This is a genomic window from Paenibacillus sp. 1_12, from assembly GCF_900114475.1.
GTDB lineage: Bacteria > Bacillota > Bacilli > Paenibacillales > NBRC-103111 > Paenibacillus_S.
This window is the reverse complement of record NZ_FOTE01000003.1, coordinates 78,727-97,667: the sequence shown is the minus strand read 5'-3', so window position 1 is coordinate 97,667 and position 18,941 is coordinate 78,727. Positions and strand designations below refer to the sequence as shown.

The window sequence follows — 18,941 nt, the reverse complement described above, 5'->3', positions numbered from 1 at the left end:
AGCCCCGTCAAAGGAAGCAGCTACCCATTTTCCTGATGAAATCGAAGCAGGCCATGATAATCCATTTATTTTCAAAGTTGCAGAGAACGGATTACCAGAACCGTAACCTTACCTGACACATCAAAATTTATATCCTTGATTGGATTAGTTGACGCGGAGGGGTCCAAAGCTAAAGAGCTGTAGCTTGGATTTGAAGTTTCAAAATTGATGTAAACCCTGGTCGGAGGATCTACATGTGCTATCCCAGATCCTTCTGGTATAACTTGAAAGCTTCCTACTTTTTAAAATAAAATGTTACTTGCGTTATATTACACAAAAAAAGGAAGGCACAAGGCCTCCCCTTAGATTCACTATCACAAGCTCTTCATTAAGCTCGCTCTTCTTCTAGCTCTTCAATACTCGCTATATTATTTCTTCAAAACGATTTTTTCCAAATCGGAAAGCAGCGCATTAGCAGAAATAATGCTGCCGGATGAATTCCAAATATCGTCGTTCACTTTATATGCGCTGCCCTTTTTGACAACGTTCAAATTTTTCCATAGCGGATCCTGGATCCATTCCTGCTCAACCGAGTTGGCTTCCTTCTTATCGTTATCCCAAGTGTAGTAGAACAAGATATCACCATCCATATCTGGAATCCGTTCCTTGTTTACGTCATCGGAGAATTTATCCTGATCCTGGATGGTCGGACGCTGGAATCCAATCTTCTGCAGCATGAACCCGGCGAATGTATCTTTATAATAAATCCGTGTTTTGCCCGGTATAAAACGGACCAGTGACACTTTCATCTTCAAGCTGTCTCCAGCTTTGGTTTTGAAATCTGCAATTCGTTGATCCAACTTGCCAAGGAGCTGATCGCCTTGATCCTTCTTGTTCAAAGCTTCGGCATATAATTTAAAATTTTTCTGCCAATCGGCATTAATTTTCTCGGAAAATACAGTCGGGGCTATTGCTGATAGCTGGCTATACACCTTCTCCTGACGCAGCTTGTTACCGATAATGAGATCCGGCTTCAAGGTTGCGATCAATTCCAGATTGGGTTGGTTCTCGTCACCTACAACCGTTACACCCTCTAAATCCTTCTTAATATGATCATAGAATGGAGTACCCGACCATGATTTAACAGCTCCAACAGGCTTAATACCTAAGGAAAGCAGTACTTCAGTCCCCTCGTTTGTCAGTACAACGATCTTCGTTGGGTTGCCCGTAATCTTGGTTTCACCCATCGCATGCTTGACGGTATACTCTGCAGCAGGCTTGGGTGCTGGTGTTGAAGGCTGTGCTGCGCCACTTCCCGCTGCCGCTTCCTTGCTTGCTGTTTGACCGCATCCTGATAAAACGAGTGCTGCGCTTAACAAGCTAGCTACCAATACTGTGGATGACTTTTTAAACATTTGAAAATTAGTGAAAAACAATGAAACTCTCCCCCTCTATTTACGGTAATGATAATGACAATCATTATCAAAAATATTACGTGTTTTTAATGGGGTTGTCAATCAAAAAAACGATTCGAGCTCATTGCTTACTCCATCTCCGATACCAAATTGTCCCACACCAAATCCAATACCTCCTGCATATTTGTCACCCGAGAAGTAATCACAATAACTGCATTCCGCTCAGGTACAACGATACAAAATTGCCCATTTGCTCCCCTTGCACAATACGCATCATAACGGCATCGGTAGAATTGATATCCATATCCTTGCTGCTTATCAATTCCGTTTTCTCTCTCAGTTGTAATATGGGACATGGTTGCGTCTTCTACCCAAGACTCCGACAGCAGCTGTTTGCCATTCCAGCTCCCTTTTTGCAAATACAGTTGACCGAATTTCGCTATATCCTCCGTTCGTGCATGCAGCCCCCAACCTCCGCATTCGATTCCTTTGGGGCACGTATCCCAAGTGATGTCCATGATCCCAAGCGGCTTAAAGAGACGGGGCTGCAAATAATTTAACAGTGTTTGTCCAGTTACCCTATGTACGATTGCAGACAACAAATAGCTTGCTCCGCTGTTATAGACAAATCGGGTACCTGGCGGTTCCTCAAGCGGTATTTCCAGAAAACCTTTGATCCAGTTACCGTCGGCCTCATCTCTCATACTTGCTGTAGGATCCTGTGCATGACCCGTTGTCATCGTTAGAAGATGCCTTACTCGGAGCTCACTCATGTTGCTCTCTATATTTGGCGTCACTTCTTCTGGGAAAAAGGAGAGCACTTGATCCTCGATTGATAATAAACCTTCGGCTGCGGCAAATCCGATGGCAGTTGATGTGAAACTTTTGCTTATCGAAAATAACACATTAGGGCTTTCAGGAGTAGTCGGCGGCCACCACTGCTCTGCCAGTACATTGCCGTTACGCAGCAGCATGAAGCTGTGAAGATCCAACAGCTTGTCCTCAACTGCCTTTAAAAATCTCTCGATACCTGAAGAGTTAACACCTTGACTCTCAGGCTTGCTGCGGGGTAGCTTGATTTCAATTGACAATGAATTCACTCCTTAAGTCAGACAACCCATTAGACCGAATGACTAAGCTTATTTTTATGATTAATAGCTGCTTATTTAGCAATAGGATAGTCAATGACGATAACGCTTTCAATAATACCATCCAATAATTGTACGAACTGCTGGTGAACAGCGTGCGGCCCATATTGCTGTAGAGACTGCTGATCTTCAAACGTGACGCGAAGCCCCAATGTGTAACCACGAATATTATCTGTTTCTTCAGTCACATTCACTCCGGCTGACATATCGACAATACCAGGAATCCGACCTTTAAAAGACAACAAGCTTTCCAACAGCTGTCTTTCATGCTGCGGGTTGTATTTCTCATTAAATTTAAAAGCAACGATATGTTCAAACATGGACGAATCTCTCCTTTATTCCTCTATACATTCTATAAAATCATACCATAATTCTAATATTTGTAATAAACTTATTTTATCAAATCGTATTTCTCGGAAGGTTCGATGCTATGGAGCAGTCTGATGCTTTCACGATGACAGAAGTCTTTTCCATTGATTACACTAACAGTGGAAAGGAAAGCCGCAAGCCGATTGGACATTTTCATGATTCCTACGAGCTCGCATTTTTCATTCGGGCAGATATCGATATTTTTGTCAAAGATACGAAATATCGCGTTCAAGATGGGGACCTGCTGCTGATCAATGCATTTGATTTGCACCGGATTTTTTACAACCCAAACCATGAATATACCCGCTATGTGATTCAGTTCAAAGAAAGCTTTATTTACGAGCTTTTGAGGACACTTCAGTTAGAACAGTTAGTTCAAAAGCTTCAGCAAAAACAAAATAAGAAGATTAGCCTCACCATTAAACAACGAGTCAAATTGGAAGAAACATTTCGAAATATACTGAATCTACACAAAAAGAAACAGGTTTGCCTTGACGATCCCACCCTCGAGCCGGCTCTAAAGGTCCACTTGCTATTGCTTCTGTTGGAATATCACAAATTAAGCGACTTGCGGCGCAGTCCCCGTAAATTCAATCCTATAGAAAATCAGGTCCATCAGATCATCCAGTATATCGATGAGCATTATAGTGAGACTTTACAGCTGAATGATCTGTCGGTCCAATTTGGTAAAAGCAAATATTACATCAGTCATTCTTTCCAACAGGTAACTCGATTTACGTTCGTAGAATACTTACAGTATCGCAGAGTCATTGAGGCCCAAAAAAAGCTGCTCCAAACCGACATCCCCATCATAGACATTGGCTTGGAATGTGGTTTTCAAAGTCTGCAGCATTTTTACAGAGTTTTCAAAAAAATATCTAAGCAAACACCCGCAGCATACCGTAAGGAAAATAAATAACCGTTTCCGTTCATTCAGCTTGTAAAGTACCCTCATCAAAAACAACCGTAAACTGCTTCCCCGCGGACGAAACTGTATTCGCATCCATATAGCAGACACTAAAGGCGCGACGAGAATGTTCACTTTGATTTCCTTCAGAGCCGTGAACGGTCCAGTTATTCAGGAGAACGGCTTCGCCGGGTTCAAGCTCCAAATGGACGGGTTCCCCGTTTTCGACCAACTGGTCGACTTGATCCGGCGTGATGAAGCCTGATGGGTTCTCTGGGTTAATTAATTGACGATGGGTTGTAGGGAAAATTTTCACACATCCATTCTCAATGGTTGCCGGATCCAAAGCGGTCCATACGGTAACTTGCGGATCACGATCCAGGTCGGTCCAACGATCTTGATGATAGGCCAAAACTGAGCCGTGAAACGCGGGCTTATTCATGAACATAGCGCGAAAGCAGGAAATTCGCATGTTTTCCCCATATACCTTATCGCATATTTCACGAAACAAAGGTTTTTGCAAATATAATAAAAACATAGAATCGAACTCCAGGTTTTCTATCTTCCGATAGTTCAATGTAGATCCTTTAAAGCCCAGCGTCTGACTGGATTGCTCAAGCCCTTCACCAGCTTCACGCTGCATCATTAACCGATCGTAATCGCAGTCAGCCTTACCCAGCATAATATAATCGATCTGTTGAGAAAGTGCGGCCAGCTCAAGATCCGAAAGTACCTTGCCTAGTTTTAGATAACCTTGCTCTTCATACGTTTGCCATTGTTCATCTGTTAAAGTGACACCCATATTACACATTCCCCTTTGGCAATAAATTAGTCCTGCATGAATACCTCTTCATTATATATATCCCTGCTTAAACTATCTTCGCCAATATTGTCCGCCGCTCGGAATTAACTTATCTTGTCATACCCAAGGTCATCCCAAGCCGCCTTTTTTGCATATGACTGAGTAAGCCTTGTCGATCAAGTGTATGGATAAAGAAAAACAGGGCTATCCTCTCAGCCGCTCATTTGACTGTTAGAGGATAAGACCCTACGTAAGCCCTACTATTTATTGTCTGCGATGTCTTCTTTTAATGGATAGTACAATCAGCGCCATGGTCACTATACCACCAACAAAGCCGCCCAAATGTGCATAAATATCGATCCGTGGAATAATCAGGGAACTGGCGAAGCCTACCCCTACAATAACGAGAATGGTTTTCTTCGTGTACTGGTCGATAATGTCCTTGCGAAATATCGCCAAAAATAAAAATGCAGCGTAAATCCCATAAATCGCTCCCGAAGCTCCTGCCGAAACGAAATAATCTTTGTGCAGCCACATGCTAAATATATTTCCTGTAATACCACTCACGATATACGTAAGAAGGTACCTCCATTTACCAAGCATACGCTCCAGCGGGGGCGCAAATACATAAAGAGCAAAGCTATTGAAGAACAGATGCTCAAACCCGATATGAATAAACATCGCTGTGACATAACGCCATGTCTCCGCCTTCATGTTCGGCAGATCAAAGATTGCACCAAATTGAAGACGTGTGATGCTTGGGTCCTGCCCAAAGCTGTACACTTCCATAACGCCCCATACCACAATATTAACGATGATCAATAGGGCCGTGACCGGGTACAATCTGAAGTATTCCTTTAAACTTTCTCTACGTGCGAACATGGACTCTCTTCCTTTCACTACATACTAAATCTTTGCCTGTAACCGCACTTTCTGCACAGCTCTTCCACGACTTCTCTTCTGGAAAAACCATTATACAAATTGTTCGCACGTTCACCCTCCACAATCTCGGAGAAAGGGGTCTGATGAATATTGCCCAAATTGATGACACCCTCCCCGTCGAGACAGCACGGCACGACCGTTCCATCTACAAGAATCGCCGCCTGATTGCGCAGCGCATGGCAGAAGCCCTTACCTTCATCCTCCGCCTCCTTTAAATCCGGCCATTGAAACTCATGATCTTGATTCAAATAAATCTGCTTGGCAATTTTCAGTCCGCTGCCGCGTTCAAACTTTTCTTCGATTTTGAAATCGAGATCAAACGCATTTTCAATCATGGCCAGAATTTCGCGATTTCGGCTTCTTTCAGCGTTAGTCGTGTTGTCCGTATCCAAATTCCACAGCCTGAGCGATACCAATAAAGGAGTTGTAGCGACTGCTTCCTTTACGAAATCCAAAATATTCATAATATAGGCTTCCTTATTCGTCGATCCTTCATGCCCGTCAAAGCTGTGAAGCGAAAAATTCATCTGTCTAAGTGCCGGTTTCGCCAATATTTTATGTTTGTTTTTCGTAATTAAGGTGCCATTGGTCGTGATGTTAACCTTAAAACCTCGCTCATGGCTGAGATCCAGCAGCTCATCGATCTTGGGATGAAGCAGCGGCTCTCCTTTTACATGAAAATAAATATAATCCGTATGCGGTTTAATCTCATCGAGTGTTTTGGTAAAAGCATCTATTTTAATAAAATTGGATTGTCGCTTTGTTTGTGGGCAAAATGTACAAGCCAGATTGCATACGCTAGTAATCTCGATATATGTTTTTTTAAATGTTTTCATGGGTATCGCTCCATTTCTATTAACGGCTCTATTCATAAGCACACCGCTGCATACAAAAAAGCCTGCATAGAGTCACAAGTATGCTCAAGCAGACTTTATATCACTATAAATATAGCACAGGTTGGGGACAGAGGACAGATCTATCACCAACTATCCATTGGTAAACACGAAGTCTATCCACAAAAACTACATTCCCTCTTCTGTACTTTCTTCTGCCGCACCCGCAGCTATTTGATCCGCGGCTCGAAAGGACAGCACAGTAATATCGTCACGCTGTCTTTCTTCACCCATATACGTTTCCAGCTCATGAAGGAACAATTCCTTCTGTTCCATCAGGGACAAATTTCCATAGCGAACGATCATATCGGCAAATCGTTTTTTACCGAACGAATAATCGCGTTCACCCCCGTTTTGATCGGTGAAGCCGTCCGTGGTCATATAATAACGAGCTTCGCCAACTGGCATCAGATGGTTCGTATACGCATAATCGATAGGAGTTTTACGATAGCCAACGCTTCTTCGGTTGCCCTTCCAGGACTCTAATACTCCATCCTCGTCCACGCGATGCAAAGTGCAGGAGGCGCCTGCGAATACAACACAATTCGGTTCAATGGAACAAATCCCGATATCCAGCCCATCGTCGGTCACACCTTCATGTACATCCTGGCCCAGTGTTTCCTTCAACAAACGATTCAATTGACTTAAAATCACTGCCGGGTCTCCTACTTCTCCACTGTCTGCAATACGATTGAGCGCGGATACAGCAAGAAGTGTCATAAAGGCCCCTGGAACACCATGTCCCGTGCAATCGCCAACGGCTACAAGAGTACGTTCTCCGAACTGCTTAGACCAGTAAAAGTCACCGCCTACGACATCCCGCGGCCGCCAAATGACAAAATGCTCATTAAACAACACTTTTAACTGCTGCTCCTTGGGTAAGACAGACTCCTGCAGCAGCTTCGCGTAATTAATACTGTCCAGCATTTCCTGATTGCGCTCGTATAATTCTTTCGTCCTTTCCATTACCTGCTTCTCCAGCTCCTGGTTCAGCAGAATCGCACGTTTATACGGATTAGCCAGCTTGCGCGATATATAATAGAAGAAGAACACAATTGAAACTATAGAAATGGCTACAGCCAGAATCGTATTCCATTTAATGGTCCGCAGGAATGAGACCGTCTCATTGCGTTCGACTTCGACCAGCAGGTGAAGATCCGTTGATTTCAACGGATAGCTGATCAGATCCATGCGATCACCTGATTTGGAATCATATTCAAAAATACGTGTGGATTTATCAAACTGCTTGAGGACGTCGCTGGAAGCTGAATCTATCAGCACATCACGTATATTTTTGCCATTATGCTCATACACATCGGACAAATAAATCGATCCTTTGCCGTCGATCAACCATAAATTAATACCCTTGCCGTCCTTGTAGGAAGCAAAATTATCGGACAGCTCATGCAGATTGATTCCCACACCGACAACTGCCAATGGAGCTTCAACAGGACCCGCTAAAGCGTTAACGAATGCAAATGTATCTTTAAGCTGGTTATTGTAATCAAAGTTGACGGAGGCCGGTTTCTTGAGTGCGATGGATTCAAAGAACCAGCTGTCATCCGGATCTTGTTTACTCAACGTTTCGATGATCTTGCCATTTTCATCCCAGTAATGCCTTGTTTTCGTACTTGCTATAAATGTCGTGCTGTAGCCCAGAGTTTGGTGCAAATAATTCGTTTTTTGATGAACCATGGCCTCAAGCATCGTATCGCTTTCTCCGCCCTGCAGCCATTTCAGAAGTGTGGGATCATTGGCAAATACCAAAGAGGTTTCGATTTCCTTATCGATCCGTGCGTCTACTTTAGACGAGATAGACTCGGCAATCGTCACAAGATCACGGCTTTTCAATTTTTTTACAACTTCGTTTTCCGTAAAGAAATAGACAAACGTACCGATCAGAACGATGGAAAATACGATCAGCACACTCGCTAATATGATGACCTTAGCTACTCCCGAATCGAAAGCAGGTTTAGTTTTCATGATTGTCTCTGGTTTTAATACATTCGACATCTGTACACCCCTATTTAAAAGCTTTAGACAGGACCTTCGCATGCTAAAATCATATTCGACAATAATTCGACAACTCTAACCATTTACCTGCCAAAACGACAAAAAAAGGAGACCGTAATTGATGCCTCCTTCTACATACCGTTTTCCAGTCAACTGCTCATATAAAATAGCTTGTATGTAAACCAATAAAACCTTCACTCCCCTGATAACTAAAGGGAAATGAAGGTTTCCTCGCGTCCATACATAAATGAAGATAACGCTATTCATGCACTACTTGTAATAAATCCCCTTCAGACAGCTGGAGAGGACTTCGTTGAAGTATTCACCCTATCAATTCCCTGTCACACTATCAATCGCGCCGAACATATCCTTAAGTCTCTGAATATCAGCCTCAGGCAGTGGAGGTCTGTTCGCCGATGCAATATTGTCTGCAAGATGCAGCACATTGCCTGTTCCCATCAAAACGGAATGAATACCTGGCTCATATCTGCAAAAACGGTATGCCGCATCCATGATGCTTTCGGCTCCATGCTGGTGTACGAGAAAATCTAGGGTGTTGGCCGGATCAACCTTACTTGAATCCAGCTTTCCTTCGGCAATCAGGTTTCCAATAATCTCAGCCAATGCGTCTGGACGCGATAAAGCTCTCCTTACAGCGAACATATCGAGAACTCCGATATTTTTGGCTATCGTAGTTTCAAAGATTTGGGTCCTCGCACTCTGATTTAACAGATTAAACCCGACCATCATCACATCCCAGTAATCATCCTGAATAGCTTTCTTCAGCATTTGATGAGCGGGGTCTGATCCAAAAGCTTCAGTGATGCCGAGAAAACGAATTTTACCTTTTTCCTGCATTTTGATCATTTCGGGCACCAGATGCTCGGCTGCATATCCGTAATCGGCAGCGGATACACCGTGCAGATGATAAATATCGATATAGTCGGTTTTTAGGTTGGACAGACTTTGATCTACGCTCTTTTCAAAATCCTTCGGATTTTTTAATACCTTATTATGTTGAAGTGAATACTTGGTGGATATGTATACGGCCTCTCTAGGTACATGCTGCAAACCTGCTCCAACCACATTTTCGGTGCCATAGGCTTCGGCCGTGTCGATGAGATTGATACCAAGCTCGATTGCTTTTTTAACAATTGTCGCAGCTTCCTGTTCGCTTTTGATCGTTTGCATACCTAACCTGCTGCTTCCGCCAGCCCCCAGACTCATCACACTTACCTGTAAACCAGTTCTTCCCAAGGCTACATAATCCAAGACAACCACTCCTTAATAATAGGATTAAGAAATACTTCATGTGCTTATATAAGCGTATTATGAATGGCTCGTGATGTCTACTAGAATCGCTTCAGAGGCGGCAGCTAAGTCCAGTCCTCGCAAAAAGATTTGCAAGCCGCGGCGACCTGCACTAATACTGACAGGATTTACTTCGGTAGCAGCTGGCGCTAAATAAAATGGGTGCTTTTTCTTCGTACCCAGAGGGGACACTCCTCCACGAATATAACCGGTTAGAGCTTGAATGTCTTTGACGGCAACCATCTCAACCTTCTTATTTCCGCTTGCTTGTGCTAGGCTTTTTAAGTTAAGCTCGGCATCGCCTGGAATACAGGCCATCAGAATTCCCGATTTATCTCCGCGCAATACAAGCGTTTTGTAAATTTGATTCACCGGCAGCCCAACCTTATCAGCTACAGTAGACGCGTCCAGCTGGCTTTCGTCCCAATCGTATTCATGCAAAGTGTATGAAATGTGAAGAGAATCTAATATTCGACAAGCATTGGTTTTTGCAGACATGATGGCTTTAATCCAGCCCTTTCTTAAGTAATGGTTCCGCTCGGCTCATCGTTCTTGAAGTCCAAAATGCTGTTTAGCTAGTTCTTTGAATGTATCGTTGTCAATCTGTTCCTTTGTCATCTTTCCATCAATCCATTGCGTGAAGGAAGTATCGGTTAACGTTACACTTCCATCGCATTTAAGTTTGGTAATCAGTCGAATTTTGTTAAATCGTGATTCATTGTGCTCAACGATGATGCCTTGAACTTCATTCAATTCATATAAGCTTTTTAATGGTCTTTTGGTATTAAAAGCATAGCCTATTTTCCAATCCGTATCTTTGTATTTTAGCTTCATTTCAAAGATGTGGTCTCCATGATCGCTCTCTAGCGCTTTGACTCGAAATTCTCCATTTATAGAGGAGATCGTTTCCCCGTTTAGCGGCACAGGTTTTAATGGCAGATTTCCACCAAATCGGGTATCCACCAGGTGCGTCTGATCCTCATATTGCAAAAGAATCACGACATGCGTTCTCCCAGTCTTAGACCAGTCCTTCGTTGCTTCATTGTATACAACACCGCGAACTAATGCTGCATTAAACCCATTTTCAACCAAGAATAAATAAAGCAGCGGGTTTAATTGATAACATAGGCCACCTTCATTTTTTACAAGAATTTTGTCAATCAAACTCTCTTTGGTTATAGCTCTTATTTGATTTGAAAGGATACTTAAATTTTCAAAAGGAATCGTTGTTGCCGTTTTTTCAAGGAGATTATCCAAGGCTTCAAATGTAAGTTTTTCGTGCTCTGGAAAACCAATTCTTTTACGAAATAACTCATTCATAATGAAGATCCCTCCATGTTTGGTCAAGATCAATTTTTTTGAAGCATATCTCGTAAAATGTTAGCCTTTACCTGGACTCACTCTTACTTCGAGTGCTCATGTATTCCTGCAAGCCCTTTTGTCTTAAACGGCATGCCGGACAGTCCCCGCACCCATCAGCAATAATGCCATTGTAACAGGTTAATGTTTTTTCACGGACAAATTCAAATGCACCGAGCTGATCAGCCAATGCCCAGGTCTGTGCTTTATTTAACCACATTAAAGGTGTCTCAATAACAAAGGGATAGTCCATTGATAAATTCAAGGTCACATTCAGCGATTTAATAAACACATCCCGACAGTCCGGGTAACCGCTAAAATCGGTTTCACACACACCCGTTACAATATGACGCCCTCCCAGCTGCTTGACCAGAACTGCGGCAAACGATAGAAACAGCAGGTTTCTGCCATCCACAAACGTAGTCGGCAGCTTGCCCTCTTCTTCTTTAATCTCAATATCAGCTCTTGTTAAAGCGTTGGGAGCCAGTTGGTTTAATAAGCTCATATCGAGAACATGGTGCCTAATCCCGAGCTCCTTGGCAATATCAGCTGCGCATTCCAGCTCCAACTGATGGCGCTGTCCATAATTGAACGTAACTGCCTCTACCTCACTGTAACGTTCCCTGGCCCAAAACAAGCATGTTGTGCTGTCCTGCCCGCCGCTGAAGACGACAATAGCTTTATCAGTGTTCATAACCGCTCTCCTATCTATCTGCCTGTTTGTGTTTGTATTTGTATTCACCCTGCGGCTACCTCGTCACGCCTGGCAGGTTATGAAAAAGGCGAACGCAGAACACGGTCTTACACCGAATCCCAACGTTCGCCTGGTTTATAGCTGATGCATGAGCTTGTTTAATCTGCAGAACGGCTGTAGAAGGCTTCAAGCTGTCCAACAATCTCTTCCTTGCTATTGTTTACGATAGTCTGATACTGAGGCAGGGTAAGCAGCCGTTCGATCTCAGATGGAAACTCCTGCTTAATATCAAGCAGACGAATAGCTTCATCAAATTTCGCAGGATGTGCTGTTGCGAATGATACACACACCTCGTTATCGCCACCAAATGTCTCATACGCGGCGATGCCGCAAGCCGTATGCGGGTCTAACAAATAATTGTGATCCGCCTTGTATTTTCCAATGATATCCAGGCATTCACTGTTTTTTACGCCATGAGCAGCAAACTCTGCTTGTACCTTTTTCAGGTCTTCCTCATCGATTACAATTTGCCCTTCTTGTTGGAACTTCTTCATATACTCGGATACTTGCTCTGAATTCTCATCCAATAAATAATACAAGTACCGTTCAAAGTTGCTGGCGATCTGAATGTCCATGGACGGGCTGTGCGTGCTCAGGAAATCACCGCTTTTGTATACACCTGTTTTAATAAACCGCTCCAAAATATTGTTCTCATTTGTGGCAATAATGAGCTTGTTGATCGGCAGTCCCATTTTTTTGGCCAAATAACCCGAGAATACATTGCCAAAGTTACCTGACGGAATGCTGAAATTGATTGTTTCCAGCTTTTGCTGTTTGGCAACCTGCAGGTATGCATAGAAATAATAAACTGTTTGCGCCAAGATACGCACAAAGTTGATCGAATTGATCGCCCGCAAATGATGCTTGCCTTTAAAATTCAGATCACCAAACAGCTCCTTGATGACTCCCTGACAATCGTCAAAGTTACCCTTAACCGCTAAATTCAACACATTCGCGTCGTTGACAGTTGTCATTTGAAGTTCCTGCACCTTACTTACCTTTTGATGAGGATGCAGTACACAAATACGTATGCCTTCTTTGCCGCGCACCCCTTGGATAGCCGCCGCACCTGTATCTCCCGACGTCGCTCCCAGAATATGAATGATCTCGCCTTGCTTCTTGGAAATATAAGAGTAGAGCTCACCCATAAATTGCAATGCAACGTCTTTGAAAGCAAACGTCGGTCCGTGGAACAGCTCCAAGATATGGAGTTTGTCGGAAATCGTTTTTACTGGTGTAACTTCGGGACTACGGAAGCTGGAGTAGCTTTTAGCTACCATATCCTTCAAATCCTCGTAAGGAATTTCATCATTCGTATAATAAGAGAAAATTTTCAAAAACAGCTCCTGGTAACTTAAAGCTTCCCATTCTTTCAAGGTCGCAGCAGAAATTACAGGGATTTCCGCAGGGATCATTAAGCCGCCATCATCAGCAAGTCCCATTAGAACTGTTTCTATAAAACCTCTTGCTTCCACATTGCCTCTGGTACTAATATACTTCATCTTTCGTTCCTCCATCAATTTCATTATGAATACTTCTATTTTACCTTTATTTCGAACGATAACCAAGTCATGTGTTGATTTTTTATTAAATGATGATTTGCGTAGTCTGCTTGAGCATGGGTCTAGATAAAATAAAGCTGCTTCCTAATCGATGGTTTCATCTTGCTGTACAGCTTAAAAAGCCGTTAGCCTTATGATCCGGTAACGGCTTCCTGGAGGTACTGCTACAACTAATAAGATTTGTCCGCTTGACCTTTCAGCCCATTTTTTCCGCAATTAGCTTAAAATACGTATCCATTATTGCGATATTCGTTGTGAAGAGCTGGCCAAACAATGGTATTGACAATCGGTCATGCTCAACATCTATTCCCGTGCGGTAACGTAATTCCCCATCAGTCGCATCCATCTCGAAATTACCAATAGGCAAATCATAGTTTTCCTCTATGAGAAATAACGCCATTCCCAGGCGATGCTGCTCTGCTACCAGCTCCGGATAAATCGAATACACGATACATAGCTGCTTCTCTTCATCCGTTCGAACCAGAACGGTCCATTGTCCTTGTTCTCCGTGAAAGGACAAACGAAGAATCGTATCGTCAATACGTACGTAGCTCCATTCCATTGAGCTGAGGTAGCCCTCCACAATCTCATTCAACGCAGTCTTTGCTTGTGCTGCAGCCGGTTTTGCCGAAGTTGGCTCTGCCCACAGCGTACGGTAACCCTGCTTCAACGTACCGCCAACCAACTCATCTGGGAGCTCCACCTGCTGCTTCACCTCTTCAATCAGCCAACTTTCGCTCATTCTGAGCGGCAGCGTTTCACTGGTTGCAGTCTGGAGCAACGTCTGCAAAACCTCCTCGACATCAGCCTGATTCGACAATACAGCTTTTACGAAACTTTGTCTTAAGGAGGCGCTGAGCTCGACAGGTCGATCTTCGTCCAGACTCACTCCTGACGCACCTTCTCTTGCTGCTGGAAGCATGCCAAACCATTCGCCTGCAAGTATGAACTGATAAGTAGGCCAGTCAACTTCAAAGACCATTGAGCATGTCACCAGCTCACTATCTCTAATCAGCTTCAATCCCTTTATTCGAACCTGAATGGGGTCACCTGTTATCGCAGTGAATACCAGTGGGTGATCCAACTCCACTCTTGACACTGTGCCCGCATTTGTCTCATTGTTCTCCACCTGCTTCCTCCTCCGCCTCGCGACCGCTTAATATGAGAGATTATGATCTCTTACCTCATGCTATTTCATGACCCAGAGCCTCAGCCGTAACGCCTTTAACGCCGTCTTTACTGGCGAGTCCAATTTTACCCAAACGCTTGGACTTTTCTATAGCGACCTTGACAATTTCGGCGTCGACTTCCATCGACTTCACCTGACTGGCCTCCAAAGCAACTTCCCAATCGCCGCCGACACCTGCGGCATCCCATTCTTTATTAAAGGATAGGGCAAACTTAAGTGAGTTGGACAAAGCAATCTTATTTGCTGTTTCAGTAGCGCTTGAACGCATTTCATCGCCTGTGATCCAGCTTCGCAGTGTGTCATTTACAGTCTCGTCACCCTGGATTTTCTCTGCCAGGCTTGCTCCCACCTCGTCAAAATGATCACCCATGAACAAGGCATCGCTGCCGGCGTCAAGAGCAGTTCCAACGGCACGCGTTCCTTTATCCGCCTCCTGACTACTAATCTTTTTCAGTAAGGCAATCAGGTTCTTGCCGCTGCCTACGCAGGCTGAAGCAATCTTGGATGCAATCCGTGTAAAATCACCGCTCTCCTCCCCGAATTGGGAAGGTACAGTGCCGGAAGCTTCAAGGCTCAACTCTCTTATTCTGGATCTGGTGCCGTCATGTATGACAACCATGGAGCCCTCAAGCCCAAAGGCAACGCTGTCCTTGCCGAATTTAATCTCAACCTCGGTTGCGGCATCAACAACATTACGCACCTCGCCCTTGCCGATACTGGCTCCACGCAAATTGGCGGGAAGCTTAACGCCAGTTGCATCTTTGCCCTTCTCTGCTATCACTTCTTTGTTGTAACGGCTTAGCCTCTTGTAAGCCAGCTCAGCGGAAAATTCAGCAACTCCCGCATTTGCTTCCATCGCCAGCTTCGTTAGTAAACCTACATCCACAGAACCTTTCTCACTCATATCCTGCTCTTCTATCATCATAGCCCATTTCTCGGCTTCAATTAGCGTGGATTCCCCTGATTTACCGCCTTGGCCCCAGAAGTATTCGGCCGCGCTTTGAGGAACCTGCCTGTACAGACCGTAAGAAAGCAGATTCATTACATTGGTTGTGTCTTTACCCTTTGCTTCGAGAAACAGACCTAAACGGAAGTTAGCATCAAATCCAAAGGTTTGAAAGCCGGCACCTAATGTAATCTGGGTGTTTACCGATAATTCGTCACTTTCCCTTTCAGCCTCGCCTCCGAAGCCGAATAAAAAGTAAGCCTGGGCTCCGCCGTGAGCAGATACAAAAGGAATTTTTAATTCAATCTCGAAGGAGCTTGCATCGCCTGGATTTGGAGTAGAAAGATCAATCAGCTTGCCAAGCTTCATAAATCCGCTATTTAAATTATCAGCTTCAACCGATTCCTTGATCGCTTTTTTTCCGATTTCCTGATCGGTTACTTTGGTTTTGACATCTGCAGTAATTGCAGTCGTCTTGGCTGCATCGGGAGTTGACCCTGCAACTGTTTTATCGCCCTTAGTCAGCTTTCTGGCTTCATTGACCGCTTTACTTTTATTTTCATTCAATAACGCCGTTGCCTTCAGCTTGGCCCCAGAAATTGAGGCTTCCTTAATTTTGTCCTTTGCTTGTGCATGATCTCTTGCTATATCGTACGCCGATGTTTTACCAGCGTGCTGCAAATCTTCCGTGGTGGTTACTTTGGGAGTAATCCTTTCCACAATGGCATCGGCTTCTGTCTCCATCACCGCATCAACTGAAACCTTCGAGCTTGCATGAGCCTTGGTTTTGGCTATCATCGCATAGTATTGCTGCGTCATTTCTCCCTTGGACGCTGTCAACGCATTCGTTCCTACATCCGAATCTATATCTGCCCGTGCCTGTTCACGTGCGCTGTCCTTGAGCTTTTGGCGGAATTCGTTCAACTCAGCAGATCTTCGGAATTCTCTGCGCCCCACACCCAGTTTTAATAAAGCAGCTTTCTTCATCGGCGCTGCCAGCACATCCGTGTACACTCTCTCCATATCTGCCGCTAGAGCCAGATCCCCGTCCAGACTGTGCCTCTTTTGGATCTCTTCACTGCCGGCTGTACCCACATTGACCTTGGCATTGATAAACGTGTTGTCCAGCTCTGCGTTTCTCACAATCTCCAATTTGGATGTACCGATATAGGTCTTGATTAATGTTTTGGCATATGTATTCGTTTTCTTTTTTGCCTCGTCAGCAGCCTTGCTCTTTTGAATATCCAGGGCAACCTTGGTCTTGGGCGCAACAAGGTCATAGCCCTCACGAGCTTTCTTCTCCAGCTCCGTCTTGTTATCTTCTACAACCTGTGCCGTAGCCAATTCCTCGGCATAAGCAGCTAAAGCCGTACCTACGGCACCACTTGCTTCTGCCTGCTGTGCCGCAAACCTTTTGGCATCTTCTTTCTCCTTGGCCGATGCCGTCGCATCCGCATCTATATTGTTTTTTACACCTGCTATTGCCTTTTCCGTGACACTCTCGCGTATACCCTTTGCCTTAGAATCCGTTTTCAAATAAGCAGTCGCTTCGTGCTTGACCTGCGCTCTGACTTCCCCAAGAGCTTGAACCGCCAAGGTCGGTGCCACACTATCTCGCTCTGCTTCCAAATCCGACTTCCGCTGCTCTGCTGGCGTTAATACAGGTGGTGCAGGTGTGACTGGAACACCACTAGATGGGGCCGCTGTGCCGCCCCCACCTGCCCGCTGCACGACGGAAGCCCCGTCACGCATTCTTTGCACCATACCTTGAACAGCGCGATTGCCAAGCGTCCTTTGCAGCTGCAGAATACGCGCAGGCGTCAGCTGCTGTGAATCCATTGCATTCAGAGTCCCCGACTCAGCGGTGGGAGAGCTCGCATGTATGGTAGTTGTCTTACTACTAGATCGATTATGAGGCATACGTTCACTCACAACGAGCCCTCCCTCATTCCATCGGTCTGCTTCCGTGTAAACTATAACAGCATCTGTCTCAAGCAACAGATGCTGTTATTTCTATTTTCATAAACAAACCAATTATTTAACAACCTCTGTTTTAAATACGTTATCCAGCTTGCCTTCGAGTCTTTTCTTTAAAGGAATTTTAATATCTCTGCCCAACTCTTTGAAGAAGGTATCCACGTCACAGTTTACATTTTCCAGTGTCACTTTTAAAGCACCATCCGCAACAATGCTCTGATTTCCTTCAACGGGTACGACAGCATCAACCGCATATTTTTTGGTTAACGTATTGATATACCGCGCAAAAATTTCAAGCAATTCATCGTTGGTAAAATTTTCGATGGCTACTTTTCCTTTAATAGTGAAATTCAACTTGATCAGCACTCTCGGTGTTCCCCTTTTCTTGACAACCATTTTTTTACTTCTAATCCATAAATTCAAACAGCAGATACAGTTCTTTCGAGTGATACAATTGGACGTGTTTCTCTTCAAAATTTGCAATACAGCCTTCAAGCATGAACGACAATACGCGTTCTCCTTGATTTTCAATAATGTTCAAACTATCGTAAGACGACATTTCAAAATTGATCAGATCACAGGCATGTTCGCTGACTTCCTCACCATAACCATATCGGGTGATTCTTAGCATCTTCGAGCTGTCCTTATTCGTATCGCAAAATAAAAATAGATGAGCCAAGATCCGAGACATTTGACCATACCCCTATTCTATCCCATAAAAAGTCAGCTGTTCGATGAGCTACCTTCCATACCAATCTTACTATATATACATCATACCAATTTTCACCCGATTAGTATATCCGTGAGTCGATTTATGTAGAAAAAAAGATTAGGGTTTCACTTTTAGGAAATAGGGGTTATAATTAGAGCATGCACTTTAACATTACAATTTCATATTTAACAATAATCGCTGAGTTTTCTGTATAGAAAACCGGGGGAACCAAGTAATTGGGGTGAATCAATATGCATTCAGATGCATGTTGTAGGGCTAATTCTCACAGTCCGAATCCGTCAGCTAACTTCGGAAGCGAAAGTGAGGAGGATAGATGTGTTCATTTGACACAAGGTCTAGCCTTGTGTTTTTTTGTTTTTCAAAATACTCGATAGGAGGATTTTACCATGGTCCATAAAGAAAAACTATTTCGTATGTTGGAAGGCTTAAATGAAAATGATCAGCGCGCTGCTTATGAATTCATCCATTCCTTGGCCGAACGTCAAAAAGAATGTACAGAGGGAAATTCAAGTGTTGAGCTATTTGGGAAAAATTACTTCGTTGTGCCTGACTGAAACCAAATTTGATCAGCCTATGCGTTATTTTCTGATTCCGAGCCTGCTTCCTATACCTTCCATTAATATCCAGCATATGGCTGATTAC

General features: G+C 43.9%; 18 protein-coding genes and 1 riboswitch. Of the genes, 2 read left to right on the top strand and 16 right to left on the bottom strand.

Features of this window, described 5'->3' with window-relative positions; all coding sequences use genetic code 11:
- Nucleotides 1–407 precede the first annotated feature (407 nt).
- The 3 genes from BM210_RS08025 to BM210_RS08015 form a co-directional block, all read right to left on the bottom strand.
- A complete protein-coding gene (locus BM210_RS08025) occupies nt 408–1,394 on the bottom strand; it encodes an ABC transporter substrate-binding protein (protein ID WP_091167644.1) in 987 nt (328 codons plus the stop codon).
- A 128-nt stretch (nt 1,395–1,522) separates the two neighbouring features.
- A complete protein-coding gene (locus BM210_RS08020; RefSeq protein WP_091166308.1) occupies nt 1,523–2,485 on the bottom strand; it encodes a serine hydrolase domain-containing protein in 963 nt (320 codons plus the stop codon).
- 71 nt (nt 2,486–2,556) lie between these two features.
- Nucleotides 2,557–2,862, bottom strand: coding sequence for a Dabb family protein (locus BM210_RS08015; protein WP_091166306.1), 306 nt, complete (start codon nt 2,860–2,862; stop codon nt 2,557–2,559).
- A gap of 110 nt (nt 2,863–2,972) precedes the next feature.
- Between BM210_RS08015 and BM210_RS08010 the strand changes: the two genes are divergently transcribed.
- Entirely contained in the window at nt 2,973–3,830 is an 858-nt protein-coding gene (locus BM210_RS08010) for an AraC family transcriptional regulator (RefSeq protein WP_091166304.1), read from the top strand.
- A 10-nt stretch (nt 3,831–3,840) separates the two neighbouring features.
- Here the strand turns inward: BM210_RS08010 and BM210_RS08005 are convergent, their stop codons facing one another.
- The 13 genes from BM210_RS08005 to BM210_RS07945 all read right to left on the bottom strand — a co-directional run bounded on the left by BM210_RS08005 (nt 3,841) and on the right by BM210_RS07945 (nt 18,257).
- The gene (locus tag BM210_RS08005; RefSeq protein WP_177237711.1) at nt 3,841–4,620 is read right to left on the bottom strand and encodes a phytanoyl-CoA dioxygenase family protein; all 780 of its coding nucleotides are present in this window, start codon (nt 4,618–4,620) and stop codon (nt 3,841–3,843) included.
- Nucleotides 4,621–4,884: 264 nt separating this feature from the next.
- Nucleotides 4,885–5,502, bottom strand: a complete 618-nt coding sequence (locus tag BM210_RS08000; protein WP_091166301.1) for a rhomboid family intramembrane serine protease — start codon at nt 5,500–5,502, stop codon at nt 4,885–4,887.
- A gap of 17 nt (nt 5,503–5,519) precedes the next feature.
- Complete coding sequence (locus BM210_RS07995; RefSeq protein WP_091166300.1) at nt 5,520–6,398, bottom strand: radical SAM/SPASM domain-containing protein; 879 nt, start codon at nt 6,396–6,398, stop codon at nt 5,520–5,522.
- Between the two features lie 186 nt (nt 6,399–6,584).
- Nucleotides 6,585–8,468, bottom strand: a complete 1,884-nt coding sequence (locus BM210_RS07990) for a SpoIIE family protein phosphatase (protein ID WP_091166298.1) — start codon at nt 8,466–8,468, stop codon at nt 6,585–6,587.
- A gap of 330 nt (nt 8,469–8,798) precedes the next feature.
- A complete protein-coding gene (locus BM210_RS07985) occupies nt 8,799–9,740 on the bottom strand; it encodes an aldo/keto reductase (protein WP_091166296.1) in 942 nt (313 codons plus the stop codon).
- Between the two features lie 57 nt (nt 9,741–9,797).
- The gene (gene ybaK / locus BM210_RS07980; RefSeq protein WP_091166295.1) at nt 9,798–10,277 is read right to left on the bottom strand and encodes a Cys-tRNA(Pro) deacylase; all 480 of its coding nucleotides are present in this window, start codon (nt 10,275–10,277) and stop codon (nt 9,798–9,800) included.
- Nucleotides 10,278–10,322: 45 nt separating this feature from the next.
- Nucleotides 10,323–11,099 carry an arylamine N-acetyltransferase family protein gene (locus BM210_RS07975; RefSeq protein ID WP_371263441.1) on the bottom strand — a complete coding sequence of 259 codons (777 nt, stop codon included), beginning with the start codon at nt 11,097–11,099 and terminating at the stop codon, nt 10,323–10,325.
- A gap of 67 nt (nt 11,100–11,166) precedes the next feature.
- Entirely contained in the window at nt 11,167–11,832 is a 666-nt protein-coding gene (gene queC, locus BM210_RS07970; RefSeq protein ID WP_091166293.1) for a 7-cyano-7-deazaguanine synthase QueC, read from the bottom strand.
- A gap of 158 nt (nt 11,833–11,990) precedes the next feature.
- Entirely contained in the window at nt 11,991–13,394 is a 1,404-nt protein-coding gene (gene thrC, locus BM210_RS07965; protein ID WP_091166292.1) for a threonine synthase, read from the bottom strand.
- A 256-nt stretch (nt 13,395–13,650) separates the two neighbouring features.
- On the bottom strand, nt 13,651–14,583 hold the full coding sequence (locus tag BM210_RS07960) for a YbjN domain-containing protein (RefSeq protein ID WP_091166290.1): 933 nt from the start codon (nt 14,581–14,583) through the stop codon (nt 13,651–13,653).
- A gap of 55 nt (nt 14,584–14,638) precedes the next feature.
- The gene (locus BM210_RS07955; protein WP_143101015.1) at nt 14,639–17,521 is read right to left on the bottom strand and encodes a hypothetical protein; all 2,883 of its coding nucleotides are present in this window, start codon (nt 17,519–17,521) and stop codon (nt 14,639–14,641) included.
- A 102-nt stretch (nt 17,522–17,623) separates the two neighbouring features.
- Nucleotides 17,624–17,932, bottom strand: coding sequence for a hypothetical protein (locus tag BM210_RS07950; RefSeq protein WP_091167640.1), 309 nt, complete (start codon nt 17,930–17,932; stop codon nt 17,624–17,626).
- A gap of 40 nt (nt 17,933–17,972) precedes the next feature.
- Entirely contained in the window at nt 17,973–18,257 is a 285-nt protein-coding gene (locus BM210_RS07945) for a hypothetical protein (RefSeq protein ID WP_091166287.1), read from the bottom strand.
- A gap of 207 nt (nt 18,258–18,464) precedes the next feature.
- Nucleotides 18,465–18,611, top strand: a riboswitch (cyclic di-AMP (ydaO/yuaA leader).
- 74 nt (nt 18,612–18,685) lie between these two features.
- Here BM210_RS07945 and BM210_RS34705 point away from each other — a divergent pair.
- On the top strand, nt 18,686–18,853 hold the full coding sequence (locus tag BM210_RS34705; RefSeq protein ID WP_177237710.1) for a hypothetical protein: 168 nt from the start codon (nt 18,686–18,688) through the stop codon (nt 18,851–18,853).
- Nucleotides 18,854–18,941: the final 88 nt, after the last annotated feature.